General features: G+C 65.9%; 15 protein-coding genes and 1 pseudogene. 7 read left to right on the top strand and 9 right to left on the bottom strand.

Annotated features, from left to right (window positions below; translation table 11 throughout):
• Positions 1-5: 5 nt before the first annotated feature.
• Together QOJ24_RS20990 and QOJ24_RS20985 are read right to left on the bottom strand one after the other, a co-directional pair.
• Positions 6-1,229, bottom strand: coding sequence for an amidohydrolase family protein (locus QOJ24_RS20990; RefSeq protein ID WP_526264746.1), 1,224 nt, complete (start codon positions 1,227-1,229; stop codon positions 6-8).
• A 99-nt stretch (positions 1,230-1,328) separates the two neighbouring features.
• Positions 1,329-1,964, bottom strand: a complete 636-nt coding sequence (locus QOJ24_RS20985) for a TetR/AcrR family transcriptional regulator (RefSeq protein ID WP_526264744.1) — start codon at positions 1,962-1,964, stop codon at positions 1,329-1,331.
• Between the two features lie 48 nt (positions 1,965-2,012).
• On the opposite strand from QOJ24_RS20985, the gene QOJ24_RS20980 reads away from it, so the two are divergent.
• Entirely contained in the window at positions 2,013-2,897 is an 885-nt protein-coding gene (locus QOJ24_RS20980) for an acyl-CoA thioesterase (protein WP_526264742.1), read from the top strand.
• A gap of 92 nt (positions 2,898-2,989) precedes the next feature.
• Positions 2,990-3,538 (top strand): hypothetical protein, encoded by a 549-nt coding sequence (locus QOJ24_RS20975; protein ID WP_526264740.1) that lies wholly within the window; start codon positions 2,990-2,992, stop codon positions 3,536-3,538.
• On the opposite strand, the gene QOJ24_RS20970 is transcribed toward QOJ24_RS20975, so the two are convergent.
• The 3 genes and pseudogenes from QOJ24_RS20970 to QOJ24_RS20960 form a co-directional block, all read right to left on the bottom strand.
• Positions 3,535-4,368, bottom strand: a complete 834-nt coding sequence (locus QOJ24_RS20970) for a mycofactocin-coupled SDR family oxidoreductase (RefSeq protein ID WP_526264738.1) — start codon at positions 4,366-4,368, stop codon at positions 3,535-3,537. The genes QOJ24_RS20975 and QOJ24_RS20970 overlap by 4 nt on opposite strands.
• A complete protein-coding gene (locus QOJ24_RS20965) occupies positions 4,352-4,870 on the bottom strand; it encodes a DinB family protein (protein WP_526264736.1) in 519 nt (172 codons plus the stop codon). Before QOJ24_RS20965 ends, QOJ24_RS20970 begins: the two co-directional genes overlap by 17 nt.
• Positions 4,867-5,403: pseudogene (locus QOJ24_RS20960) on the bottom strand (MBL fold metallo-hydrolase). Before QOJ24_RS20960 ends, QOJ24_RS20965 begins: the two are co-directional and overlap by 4 nt.
• Between QOJ24_RS20960 and QOJ24_RS20955 the strand changes: the two are divergent.
• A complete protein-coding gene (locus tag QOJ24_RS20955) occupies positions 5,365-5,553 on the top strand; it encodes a hypothetical protein (protein ID WP_526264863.1) in 189 nt (62 codons plus the stop codon). The pseudogene QOJ24_RS20960 and the gene QOJ24_RS20955 overlap by 39 nt on opposite strands.
• Before the next feature lie 212 nt (positions 5,554-5,765).
• A complete protein-coding gene (locus tag QOJ24_RS20950) occupies positions 5,766-6,209 on the top strand; it encodes a hypothetical protein (protein WP_526264734.1) in 444 nt (147 codons plus the stop codon).
• Positions 6,210-6,221: 12 nt separating this feature from the next.
• Here QOJ24_RS20950 and QOJ24_RS20945 read toward each other — a convergent pair whose 3' ends face one another.
• Both QOJ24_RS20945 and ypfJ read right to left on the bottom strand, forming a co-directional pair.
• Positions 6,222-7,868, bottom strand: coding sequence for a DUF885 family protein (locus QOJ24_RS20945; protein WP_526264732.1), 1,647 nt, complete (start codon positions 7,866-7,868; stop codon positions 6,222-6,224).
• Positions 7,861-8,754, bottom strand: coding sequence for a KPN_02809 family neutral zinc metallopeptidase (gene ypfJ / locus QOJ24_RS20940; RefSeq protein WP_526264730.1), 894 nt, complete (start codon positions 8,752-8,754; stop codon positions 7,861-7,863). The genes QOJ24_RS20945 and ypfJ overlap by 8 nt, the downstream gene beginning before the upstream one ends.
• A 30-nt stretch (positions 8,755-8,784) precedes the next feature.
• Here ypfJ and QOJ24_RS20935 point away from each other — a divergent pair, with 30 nt between their 5' ends.
• Positions 8,785-10,290 carry a carboxylesterase/lipase family protein gene (locus QOJ24_RS20935; RefSeq protein WP_526264728.1) on the top strand — a complete coding sequence of 502 codons (1,506 nt, stop codon included), beginning with the start codon at positions 8,785-8,787 and terminating at the stop codon, positions 10,288-10,290.
• A gap of 209 nt (positions 10,291-10,499) precedes the next feature.
• Here QOJ24_RS20935 and QOJ24_RS20930 read toward each other — a convergent pair whose 3' ends face one another.
• Both QOJ24_RS20930 and QOJ24_RS20925 read right to left on the bottom strand, forming a co-directional pair.
• Positions 10,500-13,649 carry an ATP-binding protein gene (locus tag QOJ24_RS20930; protein ID WP_526264726.1) on the bottom strand — a complete coding sequence of 1,050 codons (3,150 nt, stop codon included), beginning with the start codon at positions 13,647-13,649 and terminating at the stop codon, positions 10,500-10,502.
• 9 nt (positions 13,650-13,658) lie between these two features.
• Positions 13,659-14,546 (bottom strand): oxidoreductase, encoded by an 888-nt coding sequence (locus QOJ24_RS20925; protein WP_526264724.1) that lies wholly within the window; start codon positions 14,544-14,546, stop codon positions 13,659-13,661.
• Positions 14,547-14,624: 78 nt separating this feature from the next.
• Here QOJ24_RS20925 and aspS point away from each other — a divergent pair, with 78 nt between their 5' ends.
• Positions 14,625-16,400, top strand: coding sequence for an aspartate--tRNA ligase (gene aspS / locus QOJ24_RS20920; RefSeq protein WP_526264722.1), 1,776 nt, complete (start codon positions 14,625-14,627; stop codon positions 16,398-16,400).
• Positions 16,397-16,828 (top strand): nitroreductase family deazaflavin-dependent oxidoreductase, encoded by a 432-nt coding sequence (locus QOJ24_RS20915; RefSeq protein ID WP_526264720.1) that lies wholly within the window; start codon positions 16,397-16,399, stop codon positions 16,826-16,828. The genes aspS and QOJ24_RS20915 overlap by 4 nt, the downstream gene beginning before the upstream one ends.
• Positions 16,829-16,857: the final 29 nt, after the last annotated feature.

The raw sequence follows: 16,857 nt of genomic DNA, 5'->3' as shown, positions 1-16,857 counted from the left end.
GCGCCTCAGGTGAGAACCAGGGCTGGCACGTCTGGCTTGTGAACGACCTCGTTCGGAATCTTGAACAGGTCGATCATGTTGCCACCCATGATTTTTCGCTGGCCCTCTTCGTCGAGGCCGGAAAGGTCGTCGACCAGCTTGGTCGGCTCGGCCAGGCCCTCCGGGTGGGGCCAGTCGGAACCGAAGATCACCCGGTCGACCCCGCACAGCTCGGCCATCTGGGCGAAGTCGTCCTCCCAGAACGGCGCGACGTAGACACCACGTCGGAACGACTCGATCGGGTCCTCGAGGAATCCCTGCGGCATCTTCGAGTAGACGTTCTTGAACTGCTTGAAAAGGTAGGGCACCCAGTCGGCGCCGTTCTCGATCGACAGGATGCGCAGATCCGGGTTACGGGTCAGCGCGCCGTGGCAGACCAGGGCGGCCATGGTGTCCTCGATGGGGCGCTTGCCCATCGCGACCATCCGGAAGGCGGTCGGCGCGAACGGCTTGAACTCGTCGCCGGGCTCCCAGTCGTTCAGATACTGCGAATATCCGCTGTCCGAGGCGTGCATCGACACCGGGATACCGGCCTTCACGCAGGCGTCCCAGAACGGGTCGAACTCCTCGAGGCCGAGCGATCGGGTGCCCCGGTAGCCGGGCACCGGCGCGGGGCGGACGAGCACGGTCTTGGCACCGCGCTCAAGGCACCACTGGAGCTCCTCGAGTGCGCGGTCGACGACGGCCAGGTTGATGACCGGCGTGGAGAAGATGCGGTTCTCGTAGTTGAACTGCCATGTCTCGTACATCCATTCGTTCAGCGCGTGAACGATGTCGAGGATCAGGTCCGGATCGTCCTTCAACCGCTCCTCGACGAGGCTGGCCAGCGTCGGGAACATCAGCGTGTAATCCAGGCCGAGGCTGTCGAGCACCTCGAGGCGGGCCGCGGGGTCGCGGAACGCGGGGATGGCCTTCATCGGCTTGCCCATCACCTCGCGGAAGCTCTTGCCGCCGCTGCCGTGCCGGAAGTACTCCTCCTGGGCGCCCGGCCGGGCGACAACCTCGAAGGTCGGGTTCGGGATGTAGTCGCTGACCACATTGCGCACCATGATCTTGGTGCGGCCGCGAACGTCGATGTAGTCGATGACGCCCTTGCGGTGTTCCGGAAGGAACTGAGTGAGGGCCTCTTTCGGCTCGTAGAAGTGGTTGTCGGCGTCGAACACCGGATAGGGGAGCTGGCGGGCTGCCATGTGCGCCTCCTGAAGGTCGTGTCGGGCTGCTGTGGTAATGACATTACCACGGCTGGACCAGGGAAAACACCACCCCCCGAGAAGGCCCTTCTCGGCAGGTCAGGCGCGGTTGTGTGGCGCGCCGAGGGCGCCGACGCAGAACTCGTATATGTGGTTGGCGTCCACCGGCACGCCGCTCAGTTCGGCGCCGAGCACCTGCAGTCGCATGGCACCCAGTGCGCTCTGCATGATCAGGGCGGCGGTGGCGTCCACTTCGATGTCGTCACGGAACGACCCGTCGGCGATCCCGCGGTTGATGATGTCCTTGATCAGTCCGTGCAAAGGGGAGAGCACCCGGGCGTACTCGCGCGGCAGCGCCTCCGCCAGATGGTCGTTGTAGTAGGTGAGGCCACGGTTGACCTTGTCCTGAGTCGTGGTCTCGGCGGGTGTGCACATCCGGTTGATCAGCTCTCGAAGCGCGGCGACGGACGGTAGGTCATCGGTGTCCTTGCGCCACACCCTCGTCGACTCCGACATGATCTTGTCGATCAAGGCGAGCAGCAACTCGTCTTTCGTCGAGAAGTGCTGGTAAAAGGATCGCAGCGACGTCTTCGAACGTTCGACGACCTCGAGCACGGTGAAATCGGTGCGCCCCGTCTCCCCGAGGATCGCCAGCGCCGAGCGCATGAAGCGTCGTTCGCGCGGTTCGGCCTCTGCGCCGACCGTTTCGGTGGATCGCCCGGTGGACTTCGCCATGGTAATGACGTTACCGGTTTTGCCGGTGCTCGGTTAATGTTCCGTCCCATGGCGACAGACTCAGCGCAACCGCAATGGACGGTCCAGGCACTGCTCGACCTGTTCGACGTGAAACCCGACGGCGAGAATCGCTTCATCGCGCAGACCGGACCCGCGGGAGAAGACGAGCGACAGGTCGTCGAGGGCACCCAGGTGCTCGCGCAGATGATCGTCGCAGCGGCCAAACGGTTCCCGGAGAAGTCGGTGCGTTCGGTATACGCGGTTTTCGCGCGGGCGGTGATGGTCAGCGCGGGCCCCGTCGAGTTGGAGATCGACGTTGTCGGAGAGGGCCGTTCGACGGCGACGGCCGTGGTGTCCGCCAAGCAGAACGGCAAGCGGTGCATCACCGCGACGCTGCTCGCCGACGTTCCGACCGCCGACGTGATCCGACATCACCTGCCATGCCCACAGGTCGCAGGCCCCGCGGAGGCAAACGTCTCCGAAATGCCGATGGCCGGCCGCGAGTTGCGGTTGGTCGACGTCGTCGACGTCAACAGCCCCGACGAGGTCGGGCCGCCGGAGCTATACGCCTGGCTGCACTACGATCCCATTCCGGAGCGCGACGACCTTGCCAAGGCGTTGATCGCCTACTTCACAGGGCACCTTGGCATTTCGACGACGATGCGAGCGCATGAAGGCATCGGCACCAGCCAGTCACACCTGACGGTGTCGACCGCGCCGATGACGGTTTCGGTCAGCTTCCACGAGCCGGTTGCTTGGGGCGGATGGATTCTGTACACGCACGAGAGCACGCAGGTCGGCTCGGGCATGTCGTACGTCCGCGGCGCAGTACACACCGAAGAGGGTGAGCTGCTCGCGTCGTTCACCCAGGACGCACTGATCCGTCCGCTGCGTACCACCGACACCGCCATCAAGGAGCAGTCGCGGCTGTGACTGGCAAAGCGAACCTTTACATATTCAGGTAGAACTGTCACGCTGGGTTGTGTCGCCGCCCGGACACCACGCACGTCGAGATTGGACCCGCTATGTCGCCGCAGACCTACCGCACACATTCGGCGGCCCGGGCTCGGGCACGTGCCAGCACCGTGCTGCAGCACGAGATGACCGTCGTCGGATCCGGCGTCGCGGACGTCGTGGCGTCGACCGGCGGCTGGCTATATGACCGCAGGATGGCTGGCTGGAAGGTCAACGTTCTCCTCGCCGACCGCACCGGTGAACGTGCGCTGCGGATTCTTGGCGCAGACGTGCTGGATTTGAGCGGAGACCTCGAGGCAATCACCGACGATCCCGACCGGGCCGCCACCCTGGCCGTCGCTGCCGACGTGTACGCCGCCGATCGTCGTGTCCGGCAGTTCGTGTCGAGCTCAGACCGGCGCCGCGCCGAAGTCGCGCTGTGGGGCGACACCGGGTCGCTCGTTGAGGACGTCAGCGCGGTCTCCTACCGGCTGAGTGGTGCCGCGCGTGCGTTCAAGGCGCAGGCGCTGCTGGCCGTCGGTGTGCCGTCCGCACCGGTGGCGTCGACGGAAGCCCTGTTCCGCTGCGGTGTGAAAGCGCTCGCGCGGGTCGCCCGCTAGATCTTGAGATAGCCCTTGTCCGCGGGGATCTGAGCCGCAGTCAACAGCGACGACGCATCACTGGCCAACCACGCCACGATGTCGGAGACCAGATCCGGCGCGGCCAGCGAGTCGGTTGGCAGCGCTCCCGGCGAGAAACTGTGGATGAAGTTCGGATGGTCGGCGAACATCTGCCACATCGACGCGTCGTTGCCCATCGGGGTGTCGGTGCCGTACGGGTGCACCGAGTTCACCCGAATCCCGAACTCGCCCAACTCAACTGCGAGTGAATTGGTCAGCCCGACGACACCGAACTTGCTGGCGCAGTAGTGACCGCAACCGGGCACGGCCTTGACGCCCGCCGCCGAGCTGATCGCGATGATGGACCCGCCGTTGCCCGCGTCGATCATCGCGGGCACCGCCGCCTTGATGGTGTTCCACAACCCGGTCAGGTTGATGTCGACGACGTCCTGGAACTGCTGCGGTGAAATCTCCCACAGCCTGCCCCAATTGAGCACACCGGCGTTGGCGACGACGATGTCGAGGCGGCCGAACTGTTCGATGGCGTCGGACACCACCCGCTGCTGCCCGACCAGGTCACGGATGTCGACTTGCTCGGCGCGGATCTTGCGGCCTTCGCCCTCAACGAGGCTCACCGTCTCGGCGAGGTCCGCCGGTTCGGCGGGCGGATAGCCGTTGTGCTCGGCGACCGGACCGCAGGCGTCGATCGCGACGACGTCGGCGCCTGCACGGGCGAGTCGGACACAATGAGAACGTCCCTGCCCGCGCGCGGCCCCGGTCACGTAGGCGACCCTGCCCGCAAGCGGCTTGTCTTCAGCCATGGTCGACATCGTGCGCGTGATGAACGATGTCGTGCAAGTGGTAGACGGCAATCGATGCGACCGTGAACTCGCTGCCGTTGCTGCGCAACCCGCGCCTCGACCACGCGTCGCACGGCACGTGCTCATAGGTGGCGGCCACCGTGCGCGCCGCTTCGACAAGTTCGGCCGTGACGACCACCGGGTCTTGGGAGCCGTAACCATCCTCGACGGCCGTCGCGTCCTGATCCCAGTTGGCGAAGCGCGGCTCGTCCTCGCTGAGCATGAGCCGGACGCGGTCGTTGAAGATGCGGTGCACATCGCGGACGTGGCAGCCGTATTCCAGCGCCGACCACACCGTCGGCCCGGGCCGTACGGCGACATCGGCGGCACGGAGCCTGCGTCGCCACTGCTCGGCGTCGGCCTTGATGCGGTCTGCGACCTCCGTGTGGCTCACCGCAGACCCGTCGAAGCCGCATTCCGGGCACGGTTGCGAGATGACCCACGTCCAGTCCTTGGTGTCGGGCTCGATCATGGCGTCAGTCTGACAGCCACCTCGCGGATCCGGTCGCCCGCGCCGGATTCGATGGGGTCGCCGTGTCCGAAGCACGCCGTCTGCACGTCGAGCACGGCCAATCGCTTGAACGACGCGATAGTGCGCGCCGCCCGATCCTGGTTGAAAACCCCGAGCTTCACCGACCCGACGTTGGCGATGGTGTCGTCTGCGAACAGCACGCCGTGTTCGGGTAGGTGCACGGCGATGCTGCCCTCGGTGTGCCCGGGTATGGCGAGGACGTGTGCACCGCCGCCGAAGTTCAGCACGTCGCCGTTAGTCAGCTCCCGGTCCACCGGAACGGGGGGAGCCGCCTCGGGCAGCCCGGCCGAAACACGTTCGTAGATCGGGATTTCCCAGTCCTCGAACACCACAGGCGGCATCGTGGCGCCGCCGCGGATATAGCTGGCGTCCACCCGCCATCACAGAGCGCCGGTCGACTCGCGTAGTTCTGCCGCCGAACCAATGTGGTCGACGTGGCCGTGTGTCAACACGATTCGGTCAACACCTGGCACGGCGGCTGCGATCTCGGCACCCGATCCCGGCGCGCCCGTGTCGATCAACGTGCGGAGTTGCCGTCGCGCCAGACATATACCTGCCAGCCGTTGACGCGCAACATCGTCAGGTTCGACGTGATGGCCGTCGAGTCCATCGCCCAACACTAGATCAAGGGTCGCACCGGGTCCACGGATTCGCTATCGGCGAACTCCATTGCCGCCTAACATATTTCGCTCATTGCAGCGTCTGTGCGCAAAACGCGCAAAAGCCGGGGAATAGCGGTTATGCGGGTAGTGCACACAAGCGAGCCCACCGCGCCGCGGGACCCATAACTTCATCGAGTCACCAGCTACATAGGAGCCAAATAGGAGAACTCGACATGAACACAACCGCATCGCGTGGCCTCGTCGCCATGGTCGCCGTGCCCATAGCCGCCGCAGGCATTTGCGCAAACGTGCTTGCTGTGTCCGCCGTCGCACACGCGTCGACGGTCATCCCCGGCGTCGATGCGCACGCATCCGGCATGACGTTGTCGCCGGAGTACGTCTCTGAGCAGAAGGAGGAGCACGGTGCGTCCGCCAAGCCGATCGACCTGCAGATGCAGCAGCAGGCATCGCAGCCCGATAGTCCCGCCAAGCAGGAGGCCAACGAGCTGAAGGGCGACATCAAGGCCGGAGAGGTCAAAGAGGACGCGTTGAAGACTGTCGAGTCGCTGGCGAACGTCCAGACGCCGGAACCCAAGTCGCATGCCTACACGTTGAAGAACCCCATCCACAAGCACCTCGGGATGATGAAGGCCGGCTTCTCGCAGGTGGCTCGATGACCCGCGATTAATTCAGCTCTGCGACAACGCCGACTTGAGCACGTCCAGCGGCAGGCCGCCCAGATCCAGTGCGCGACGGTGGAATTCCTTTAACGGCGTTCCGCGACCGACCGACTCGTCACGCAGCTGTTGCCAAATGCGCTGTCCGATCGCATACGACGGTGCCTGGCCCGGCCAGCCGAGGTAGCGGTCCAACTCGAAGCGGAGGTTGGCCTCCTTCATCGCGCTGTGCGACTGCAGAAACATCCACGCCTTCTCCGCATCCCATACATCGCCGTCGGGGGCGGTCATACCGCAGTGCACGCCGATGTCGATGACCACGCGGGCGGCCCGGAACCGCTGAGCATCAAGCATTCCCATCCGATTACCTGCATCGTCAAGCCAGCCGAGCTCGGCCATCAGCCGTTCGGCGTACAGCGCCCAGCCCTCGCCGTGACCCGAAACCCAGCAACCCAGTCGGCGCCAACGGTTCAGCTGATCGCCGAGAACGACGGCCCTGCCGATCTGCAGATGATGGCCGGGCACGCCTTCGTGGAAGACGGTGGTGGTCTCCTGCCAGGTATGGAAGGTGTCCACACCAGGCGGCACGGACCACCACATCCGCCCAGGCCGGGTGAGGTCTTCCGACGGGCCGGTGTAGTAGATGCCGCCGGTCTGGGTCGGCGCGATCCGACACTCGAGGTTGCGCAGCGATTCGTCGATCTCGAAATGCGTGTCGGCCAGTGCATCGACGACCCGATCGGACAGCTCCTGCATCCAGGCCTGTAGCGCATCGGTGCCGAGCAGGATATAACGTGGTTCCCCATCTAGCCTGGCGAGCGCCTTGGCCACCGAGGACTCGGGATAGAGCCGGTGGGCGATCGACTCCTGTTCGGCCACAATCGATTGCAGGAGATCCAGACCCCAATCGTAGGTCTCGTCGAGATCGACGGCCGCACCGAGGTAGAGCCTGGAGAAAAGCCGGTAGGCGTCGCGGCCGAAGGCGTCATCGCTGCGGGCATGCGGGCCGATCTCCTCGCGCAGCACCGCCGCCAGCCCGCTGTACGCGTCGGCCGCTGCCGAGGCCCGCGCCTGCAGGTCGGCGTGTATCGCATCGTTGTCGGGTGCGCCGTCGGCCACCATGTCAATCAGCAGCTGCTGAATGGTGCTTGCCTGTTCGACCCCTCGCGCCACCTGGCGAACCGCGGGTGGGTGGTCGCCGGCCGCGGCGGCACGAAGCGATTCGGCGTATCCCCCGACGCGGTCGGGCACCCGAGACAGGCGCTCGCTGATCGTGCGCCAGTGTTCTTCGGTGTCGGTCGGCATCAGGTCGAACACGTCGCGAATCGACTGCAGCGGCGATGCGATCACGTTCAGTTCGCCGACATCGAGTCCGGCGTCGTGCAACTCGAGCTGGACGCCGAGTCGTTCCCGCATTGCGGCGACTGTCACGACATCGACGTCATCCTGGGCGGTGGCGCCGTCCAGTTCGCGCAGCGTGCGGGCGGCGGCCTCTGCGCGCGCGGCAACACCGTCGGGCGAATAATCGGTGATCTCAGTGTCATATTCGCCGTCATGGCCGACGATGCCCATTTCGGTTGCGGCGCAGGGGTCGAGCGCGGCATACGTCGCGAGGTAGCGCTCGGCTACAGCATCGACTGCGGTGGTGGGCCTACCCAAGGTCGCGCGCGGAGAAGGTGTCGCACTTGTTCGGATCGCCGGTCTGGTATCCGACAGTGAACCAATGCTGCCGCTGCTCGGAGGAGCCGTGCGTCCATGACTCCGGGTTCACCCTGCCGGTCGCCTGCTCCTGGATCCGGTCGTCTCCGACAGATGATGCAGCCGACAACGCGTCGGCAATGTCTTTGTCGCTCAACGGCTCGAGGAATGTGACGTCGGTGCCCTCCTGCTTGGTGATCGCCGCATAGTGGGCCCAGACACCCGCATAGCAGTCGGCCTGCAGTTCGGTACGGACCCCGTTACCGGTGGACCCCTGCGCGCCCTGCTGGGCGCGACCGAGGTCACCTTGAAGGTCCTGCACGTGATGGCCGAATTCGTGGGCGACGACATACTCCTGGGCCAACGGCCCATTGCTCGAGCCGAATTGGTCGTGGAGCACGTCGAAGAAGCCCGTATCGAAGTACGCAGTCTGGTCCACGGGGCAGTAGAACGGCCCAACGTCGCTCGTGGCGGGGCCACAGCCGGTGTCGACCTGATCTTTGAACAGCCGGACGCGCGGGCGCGTGTATCCCTGCAGCAACTGTTGCCACACGCCGTCGACAGATGTGACTGTCGCCGCTACCCGGCAGTCGACGTTTGCGTTGGCATCGGCGCCGGTCTTGCACTGGCTCAGGTCAGCGCCGGGGGCTTCGACACCCGAATCGGCGTATCCGCCTTGGTCCTGGGGGATAACCGAGCTCGGATTCACGCCGAGCAACAGCGCAATCACCACGATGATCAGGCCGCCAAAGCCACCGCCGATCGCCATTCCGCGGCCGGGGCCGCGACCTCCACCACTGGTGGAAATCGTGCTGGTGTCGATCTGCATACCCTCGTTGAAGGTCATGCGATCAGCTTTGCACACTACGATTCGGGCGTGGCAGTTGTTGCCGGACATTCCACCGTCGTGCACACCGATGCGGGGGACCTGCGCGGCACATCCGAGGGTGGGGTCGGGGTCTGGCGCGGCGTCCCGTACGCCGAGCAGCCGGTCGGCGACCGACGGTTCCTCGCGCCTGCCCCGCTGCAGCCGTGGGCCGGGGTGCGGGATGCCGTCGAGCACGGACCGCTGCCGCCGCAGAGCAAGTCGTTCGTCGGTGGTGGCCGCGACGACCCGAAGGTGCGAGACGAGGCCTGCTTGACGCTGACGGTGTGGTCACCCGACACCGACGCGTCCCTGCCGGTGATGGTGTGGATTCCCGGTGGCGCCTTCGTGTTCGGCGCGGGCCAGTTCCAGCTCTACAACGGGTCGCGCCTGGCGGTCAACGGAAACGTCGTGGTGGTCAACATCACCTACCGGATAGGCGTTTTCGGCGGATTCGAGCTCAGCGATCTCGGCGACGGGTTCGACGACAACCTCGCGTTGCGCGACCAGCTGGCCGCGCTGCGCTGGATCAGGGAGAACATCGCGGCGTTCGGCGGGGACCCCGAGCGGGTGACCGTGTTCGGCGAGTCCGCGGGTGGGTCGTCGGTGCTGGCGCTGCTGGCCAGCCCGGCCGCAGACGGGCTCTTCCGCCGCGCGATCGCGCAGAGTCCCGCGCTGCCGCTGATCGCCGGCCGCGAGGTGCGGGCCGCTCGCGCCCACGAATTCCTCCAGCGCCTTGGGGTGCGCGTCGACGAGATCAAGGCGCTGCCGCAACGGCAATTGCGGCGCGCTGCTGGCCGGTTGCAGCTGAAGAGTGCCGGCACCACGCCGACACTCGCCTACGGCCTGACCTATGGCGTCGACCTGCTGCCCGAACACCCCGTCGACGCCGCGCGCGGTGGCAGGGTCGCCAAGATTCCCCTGATAATCGGCACAAACAGTCACGAGGCATCGATGTTCGCCTGGACCAAGCCGCCGATGCTGCCGACGACCAAGGCGTCGATCGACGCCTACATCAACCGGGCCGCGCCTGATGCGAGGGAGCGACTGCTGGCGGCCTACCCGCACTACCCGGCGCGTCGTGAGCTGCTCGCGTTCGGCTCCGACGTCATGTTCGGAGCGCCTGCGTGGGCGTTCGCCGACGCATACAGCGCCCACGCGCCGACCCACATGTACCGGTTCGACCACTTCGGTTTCAGCCTGCGGCTGCTCGGGCTCGGCGCCACTCACGGCAGCGAGATCGTGCACGTCCAGCACAGCTACGGTTCGTTCCTCGGGCGCAAGATGCACCCGCTGGGGCGGCGCCTGCAGCCCTCCGTCGGCCGTCGCATGCAGCGGGCGTGGCTGGACTTCTCCGCGAAGGGTTGGGAGTCGGGCGAGATCGAATGGTCGAGCGGTCAGGACTGGCCGATGTATGACACCGAGCGACGGCTGACCCGGATCATCCTGTCCGCTCGCGACAAGGTGGTCTCTGATCCCGACGGCGGACGCCGAAAGGCGTGGGCCGGTTTCTACTAGCTGGGGCCGTCGCTTCGTCGAGTATCCGCGCAGGTTGTCAAGGAACTTCTGGAAGAGCCACGACATCACTGGCCTCTTCTGGGGGTGCCACGCGGTGACTTCTTCGACCGCGGTTTCCTCCGCTGCGCGTCTCGATCGCGCGGGTGCTGCCGAACCGGCGCGGCCGCGGGCTGATCCAGTGCGGCCATGTTCGGCTTCGGACAGACGATCTAGTGCATGGCACGACCCGATGCGATGTGTCCGCGCAGGCCGGTCTCCTCGGCGCGGGTCCGGTAGCGGTCCCTCAGCGTCCTGTAGGTGTCGTCGTCTCCGCGCGCGCGAGCCAGCAGAGCATTGAGCTTCAGAAGCGGGAGTTCGTGGAAGAGGTAGACGCCGTCGGTCGGCGTCGCCGCCAATCGGTCGATGGCTGCCTGCGCTTCCTCGATATCGCCGTCGGCACCCCGACGCAGGAGTGCCTCCACCAGAATCGTGGTGCTCCAGCCCCGGTTCATCATCTCGCCCGTTCGGATTTGCGATTCGAGGACATTGCGCGACAGCTCGATCGCGCCGTCCAAGTCGCCATTGCGGGTTCGTTCCGCAGCGAGGTCGAGGTCGAAGCAGAACACCGCAACAACGGTGTAATGATTCTCATGCCCCATTCGAGCGGCATTGGCGAGCAGTTGGAAACCATGCTCGCGGTCTGTGTCGTCGCGGCGGACCAGCACCGAGCCGTGGGCGAACTCCGCGTTGGCGAGCGTGAAATCGTCGGCGCCTTGCCGAGCGATTTCGAGGGACTCCGCGGTGTCGTGCAGCGCTTCGTCGTCAGCTTCGAGTGCCCAGTTCAGGATAGCGATGTACTTGAACTGCACGACGGTGCAGAAGCTGAACTGGTCGACGCTGCGGGCCATGGCGACCGCGTCGTCAAAATCCCGTTGCCAGCCCGGGATGCCCGAGCAGCAACGCAGAGTCCCGCGTAGCGCCAACATCGTCGCCAGCGGCGATCCGATAATCAGGCTTCCCATCTTCGGGTTGCCGTCTGCTATCCGTATCGCCTTTTCGCACAGCCGCATAGCCTCGGTGATCTGACCCGCGGACCATTTGGGTACGACCGCGGCGATCAACAAGCCCACGCTCAGCTCTGGAACATCGATGGATTCGAGCTGATCGACGAACTCCGACGCAAGGCGTGCTGATTCGATGAACTTGCCCTGCAGGCTCAGCATCTGCACCTGACCGGTCATTGCCATCGCCAGCGACTGCTTGTCGTCCGCCGCGGTCGTCAGCTCGCGCAGCTCGTCGAAGCCCGAATCGGCTATTTCGCCGCCGGCCCGCCAGATGGTTGCGCACAACAGTGTGCGCGGCGCGATCTGCTTCGCTAATCGATCCCGGTCTTCCGCGCGTAGCTGATCGGCCACCACAGCGGCACGTTGCCAACTCATCCTCGCGGCACTGATATCGCGGCGGGTGGACCACGCCCCCGCTCGCATGTGCCAGCCGAAGGCGGAGCGCAGGTCGCCCGCCGCTTCGACATGGGTGCCGATCAGAGCCGCGTTTGTCTCGACCGTGTCGGGATCCCTGGCCTCGATAGCGGCCGCGATCTTGCGGTGCAGTGTGGCGCGGCCAGATTTGAGCTGCGATTCATACGCCACCGCGCGCAGCAGCGGATGACGAAACGCGTACTCCGGGCTCGGCGCGTCCGACACCGGCTCAATGAGTTCGGCATCGACGAGCTCTGCAAGGGCTGGACGGTCGATGACCGCGCCGAGTATGTCGGCGCCGAACCGCGAACCGATGACCGATGCGGCGGTTAGCGTGCTCTTGGCCGTGGCGTCGAGACGGTCGATACGGGCCGCAATGGTGGCCTGCACAGTCACGGGGACAGCGACCTCGCCGTCGCTCCGGCTGACATAGGCGCCGCGCTCGCCCCCGATGATGCCGCGTTCCGCGAGGTCGCGGACGATCTCCTCGGTGAAGAACGGATTGCCCGCGCTGCGTTCAGCGATTTGTTCGGCAAGCATCGCGACCGAAGCGTCCGAACCAAGGAGTCTGGCGGTAAGAGTTGCCGCACCTGCCTTGCCGAGCGGCGACAGCCATATGCCAGTGCCCCCTGACGTGCCGGTAAGCGCTCCTCGATACTCCGGGCGGTACGTGACCAAGACCAGCACCGGTGTCTGCGGAACGGCGGAGAGAAACTCTGCGAGGATTGACTCGCTGACGAGATCCATCCAGTGGGCATCTTCGATGATGAAAAGCGTCGGCTCGCGGCGATTTCTCATTGCCCCATTGAGAATTCTGCTCAGACGCCGCCGTCGTGCATCTGGGACGATCCCGCTGTCCGATGGTTCGGCGTCGCTGATCCCGAGAAGGTCATCGAGTAGTCCTATGTCGTGCGGGTCGGTATCGGGCAACATGGCTCGTGTCTTCGCCCGCGCAGCCTCGGGTTGAAGGTCGCCGACGCCGAAGAAGCCGCGCAGCAGGCTCGCGGCGGCGTGGAAGGGGATGTCTTTGAAGTGGGACTCGCAGGACATCGGGATGACCGGGACTGCCTGATTCGCTGCCATCGCCGACGCCTCGCGTGCGAGGCGGCTCTTGCCGATCCCTGGTGGTCCGGCGATCCCGACAATTCTGCCGTGACCGTGGATAGCCTCGTCCAACATCACAGCCATAGAGGTCATTTCGGAGTCTCGCCCAACGAGCGGCGACTCGCGCCTAAAACAAAGGTGATCAGAGTTGATCGCGAGCAATCGTCGCGCGGTGACCGGAGCGTCTGAACCTTTGATCCGGACAGGCTCCGGCGCGTCGAGGTCGGCCGACTGCTCCACCAGCCGGGAGGTCGACTCGCTGAGCATCACCCCACCGGGCGGCGCCGCGGATTCCATCCGCTGGGCCATGCCGACCTGCCGACCAGTAACCGTGTAGGCCATTGGCCCCGAACCGATATCGCCCGCCACCACTTCGCCCGAGTTCAACCCGATCCGCATCTTGAGCTCCACTTCGTAGCGGCGCTCGAATTCGGTTGCAAGGCGCTGTGTCTCGGCCTGAATATCGAGGGCGGCCAGACATGCTCGCACTGCGTGGTCCTCCATCGCCAACGGAGCGCCGAACAACGCCATGAAACCGTCGCCGGTGAACTGATTGACCATGCCGCCGTAGCGGCGAACCACCACGCCAGAACATTCGACCAGTTCGGTCATGAGTTCGCGCAGGCGTTCCGGACCCAACGCAGCGGCGATGTCCATCGACCGCACCACGTCGGCGAAAAGGATTGTTACCTGCTTGTATTCGGCCGAGTGGTCGACGCGTCCAAGCGACGCGCCGCAGCTGTCGCAGAACCGCGCTGCGTCACGTAGCGCCGTGGTACCGCACGCAGGGCAGCGCACGTCTGCACTCTAACCAGGTCCGTCGCTCGCCGCGGCCAATAACGCGACGAGGCCGTCGCTGATCGGAGTGGCCAGTCCGTGGCCGGCTCCCTTGCGGGAGATCACCCCGTTGCGGATGTCCCACTCCAGCGGCCGGTGCGCCTCGCGGTCGGTGAGCATCGAGGTCGTCATGTCCTCGGGTGCCTTCGCGAACATGCCGACGACCTCGTCGACGATGTCGTCACCGAAGGTGGCGCCCTCTGCACGCGCGACGGCCAGGCACTCGGCCAGATATCGGCGTGACAGCGCGGCGACGTCGTCGCGACGGAACATGCCAGACCGGCGTCCGGTCAGCACCATCAGGTCGGCCAGCGCGTTCACCAGGAGCTTGCGCCACGCCGCGGTGACGAAGTCGGGGTCGAGTTCGACGGTGACATCGGTGTCGCGCAGGAGTTCCGCGATTCTCCGCGCGCCTGCCGTCTCGGGCAGCACCAGTCGGACACCGGTGCGCAGGCGAATCCATCCTTCGGGGTGCGGTTCGGCGGAGAACCAGACGACCGCGGGAACCACTTCCGATGACGGGCACAGCGGACCCACCCGTTCGACCTGTTCGACGCCGTTCTGCAGGGCGCAAACCACGGTTCGTTGGTCGCAGAGCTTCGCCAACCACCCCGATGCACTCTGATTCTGGGTGTCCTTTACCGCCAGCAGAACGGTGTCGACGGGGCCGTCGACGTCGGCGGGGTCGGTGAGCACGGGCCCCGGCACCACGATCGGATTCCTGTCGTCGGGCCTGACCTCGATGTGGTCGCGCGGCGTGTGACCGCAGAGCAGCACCTGATGGCCCGCGGCGTGCAGCAGCGCGGCCATTGTCAAACCGATGGCGCCGGGGCCGACGACCGCGACGGAGGTACCCATCAGGCCAAGCTACCGGCGGATTCGCTGCCTCTACACTGTGGCAGTCGTCTTGTCAGGCCATTCCCAGGGAGATTTTTCGTGCTGCGCAGCCATGCCGCCGGTTCGTTACGCGCCACCGATGCCGGTCAGCAGGTGACGTTGGCCGGCTGGGTTGCGCGCCGCCGCGATCACGGCGGCGTGATCTTCATCGACCTGCGTGATGCTTCCGGGGTGTCGCAGGTGGTGTTCCGCGACGCAGATGTTCTGGCGGCCGCGCACCGGCTGCGCGCCGAATTCTGTATTGCCGTCGAAGGTGTCGTCGAGGTGCGGCCCGAGGGCAACGCCAACGCCGAGATCGCCACCGGCGAGATCGAGGTCAACGCCACGTCGCTGACCGTGCTCGGGGAAAGCGCGCCGCTGCCGTTCCAGCTCGACGAGGTCGCAGGCGAGGAGGCGCGGCTGAAATACCGCTATCTGGATCTGCGGCGCGAGGGCCCCGCCACCGCGATGCGCTTGCGGTCCAAGGTCAATGCCGCTGCGCGCGGTGTCTTGGCGAGCCATGACTTCGTCGAAATCGAGACACCGACGATGACGCGGTCGACGCCCGAGGGCGCGCGCGACTTCCTGGTGCCCGCCCGACTGCAGCCAGGGTCGTTCTACGCGCTGCCGCAGAGCCCGCAACTGTTCAAGCAACTGCTGATGGTCGCAGGCATGGAGCGCTATTACCAGATCGCGCGCTGTTACCGCGATGAAGACTTCCGCGCCGACCGTCAGCCCGAATTCACCCAACTCGACATGGAGATGAGCTTCGTCGACGCCGACGACGTAATGGCCGTTTCCGAGGAGGTGCTCGCCGCGATCTGGGCATTGATCGGTCACGACCTGCCGACGCCCATCCCGCGGATGACCTACACGGAGGCGATGCGACGGTTTGGATCCGACAAGCCTGATCTGCGTTTCGGTGTCGAACTCGTCGACTGCACAGAGTTTTTCGCTCAAACGCCGTTCCGGGTTTTCCAGGCGCCCCACGTCGGCGCGGTGGTGATGGCCGGCGGTGCGTCGCAGCCGCGTCGCACGCTGGACGGCTGGCAGGAGTTCGCCAAGCAGCGCGGGCACAGGGGGCTGGCCTATGTGCTCGTCGGCGAGGACGGCACGCTCGGCGGGCCCGTCGCCAAGAACCTCACCGACGCCGAACGCGACGGTCTGGCCGCCCACGTCGGCGCCGCACCGGGGGACTGCATCTTCTTCGCGGCGGGTACCGCCAAGTCGGCCCGCGCGCTGCTCGGCGCGACGCGCATCGAGATCGCCAAACGTCTGGACCTGATCGACCCCGCCGCATGGGAGTTCGTCTGGATCGTGGACTGGCCGCTGTTCGAGCCTGCCGACGAGGCGACCGCCTCCGGTGACGTGGCCGTGGGTTCGGGGGCGTGGACGGCGGTGCACCATGCGTTCACCTCACCCAAGCCGGAGTCCGAGGCGACGTTCGACACCGACCCTGGCTCCGCGCTGGCGAACGCCTACGACATCGTCCTGAACGGCAACGAGATCGGCGGCGGATCGATCCGTATCCACAACCGCGACGTGCAGGAGCGGGTGTTCGCGATGATGGGCATCGGCCACGACGAGGCACAGGAGAAGTTCGGATTTCTCTTGGACGCCTTCGCTTTCGGTGCGCCGCCGCACGGGGGTATCGCGTTCGGGTGGGACCGGATCACCGCGCTGCTCGGCGGCTACGACTCGATCCGCGAGGTGATCGCGTTCCCGAAGTCCGGCGGCGGCGTCGACCCGCTGACCGGCGCGCCCGCGCCGATCACGGCGCAGCAGCGCAAGGAATCCGGAATAGATGCCAAGCCCGAGAAGCTGGACAAGGCATGACAGACATCCCTGACGCTGACGCGATGAAGGCGTTCAACAAGAACCTGATCGACGAGTTCCGCGCGAACGGCGGCACGGTGGGCGGTCAGTTCGCAGGCGCCGACCTGCTGTTGCTGACCACGACCGGCGCCAAGTCGGGCCAGCCCCGGCTGGCGCCGTTGGCCTACCTCACCATCGACGGCAAGATGATCATCATCGGCTCGAAGGCGGGCGCCGACACCAACCCCGACTGGGTGCACAATCTGCGGGCCAACCCGCGTGCGCACATCGAGGTCGGTACTGACGCCTACGACGTCACCGGCCGCGAGCTCCCGAGGACCGAACGCGACGAGACGTTCGAGAAGGTCGTCGCGACGGCACCGGGTTTCGGCGAATACCAGTCGAAGACGTCGCGCGTCATCCCGCTGTTCGAGCTCCAGAAGGTCTGATACGAGAAGCCGGACCGCGGAAGGCACCA

The organism is Mycobacterium sp., from assembly GCF_032159775.1.
Classification (GTDB): domain Bacteria; phylum Actinomycetota; class Actinomycetes; order Mycobacteriales; family Mycobacteriaceae; genus Mycobacterium.
The sequence above is the reverse complement of the archived record's forward strand: the minus strand, read 5'-3'. Positions and strand labels throughout refer to the sequence as shown.

Coding starts and splice junctions, on each gene's coding strand:
- QOJ24_RS20990 (WP_526264746.1), bottom strand. CDS start 1,229: ATGGCAGCCCGCCAGCTCCCCTATCCGGTGTTCGACGCCGACAACCAC.
- QOJ24_RS20985 (WP_526264744.1), bottom strand. CDS start 1,964: ATGGCGAAGTCCACCGGGCGATCCACCGAAACGGTCGGCGCAGAGGCC.
- QOJ24_RS20980 (WP_526264742.1), top strand. CDS start 2,013: ATGGCGACAGACTCAGCGCAACCGCAATGGACGGTCCAGGCACTGCTC.
- QOJ24_RS20975 (WP_526264740.1), top strand. CDS start 2,990: ATGTCGCCGCAGACCTACCGCACACATTCGGCGGCCCGGGCTCGGGCA.
- QOJ24_RS20970 (WP_526264738.1), bottom strand. CDS start 4,368: ATGTCGACCATGGCTGAAGACAAGCCGCTTGCGGGCAGGGTCGCCTAC.
- QOJ24_RS20965 (WP_526264736.1), bottom strand. CDS start 4,870: ATGATCGAGCCCGACACCAAGGACTGGACGTGGGTCATCTCGCAACCG.
- QOJ24_RS20950 (WP_526264734.1), top strand. CDS start 5,766: ATGAACACAACCGCATCGCGTGGCCTCGTCGCCATGGTCGCCGTGCCC.
- ypfJ (WP_526264730.1), bottom strand. CDS start 8,754: ATGACCTTCAACGAGGGTATGCAGATCGACACCAGCACGATTTCCACC.
- QOJ24_RS20925 (WP_526264724.1), bottom strand. CDS start 14,546: ATGGGTACCTCCGTCGCGGTCGTCGGCCCCGGCGCCATCGGTTTGACA.
- QOJ24_RS20915 (WP_526264720.1), top strand. CDS start 16,397: ATGACAGACATCCCTGACGCTGACGCGATGAAGGCGTTCAACAAGAAC.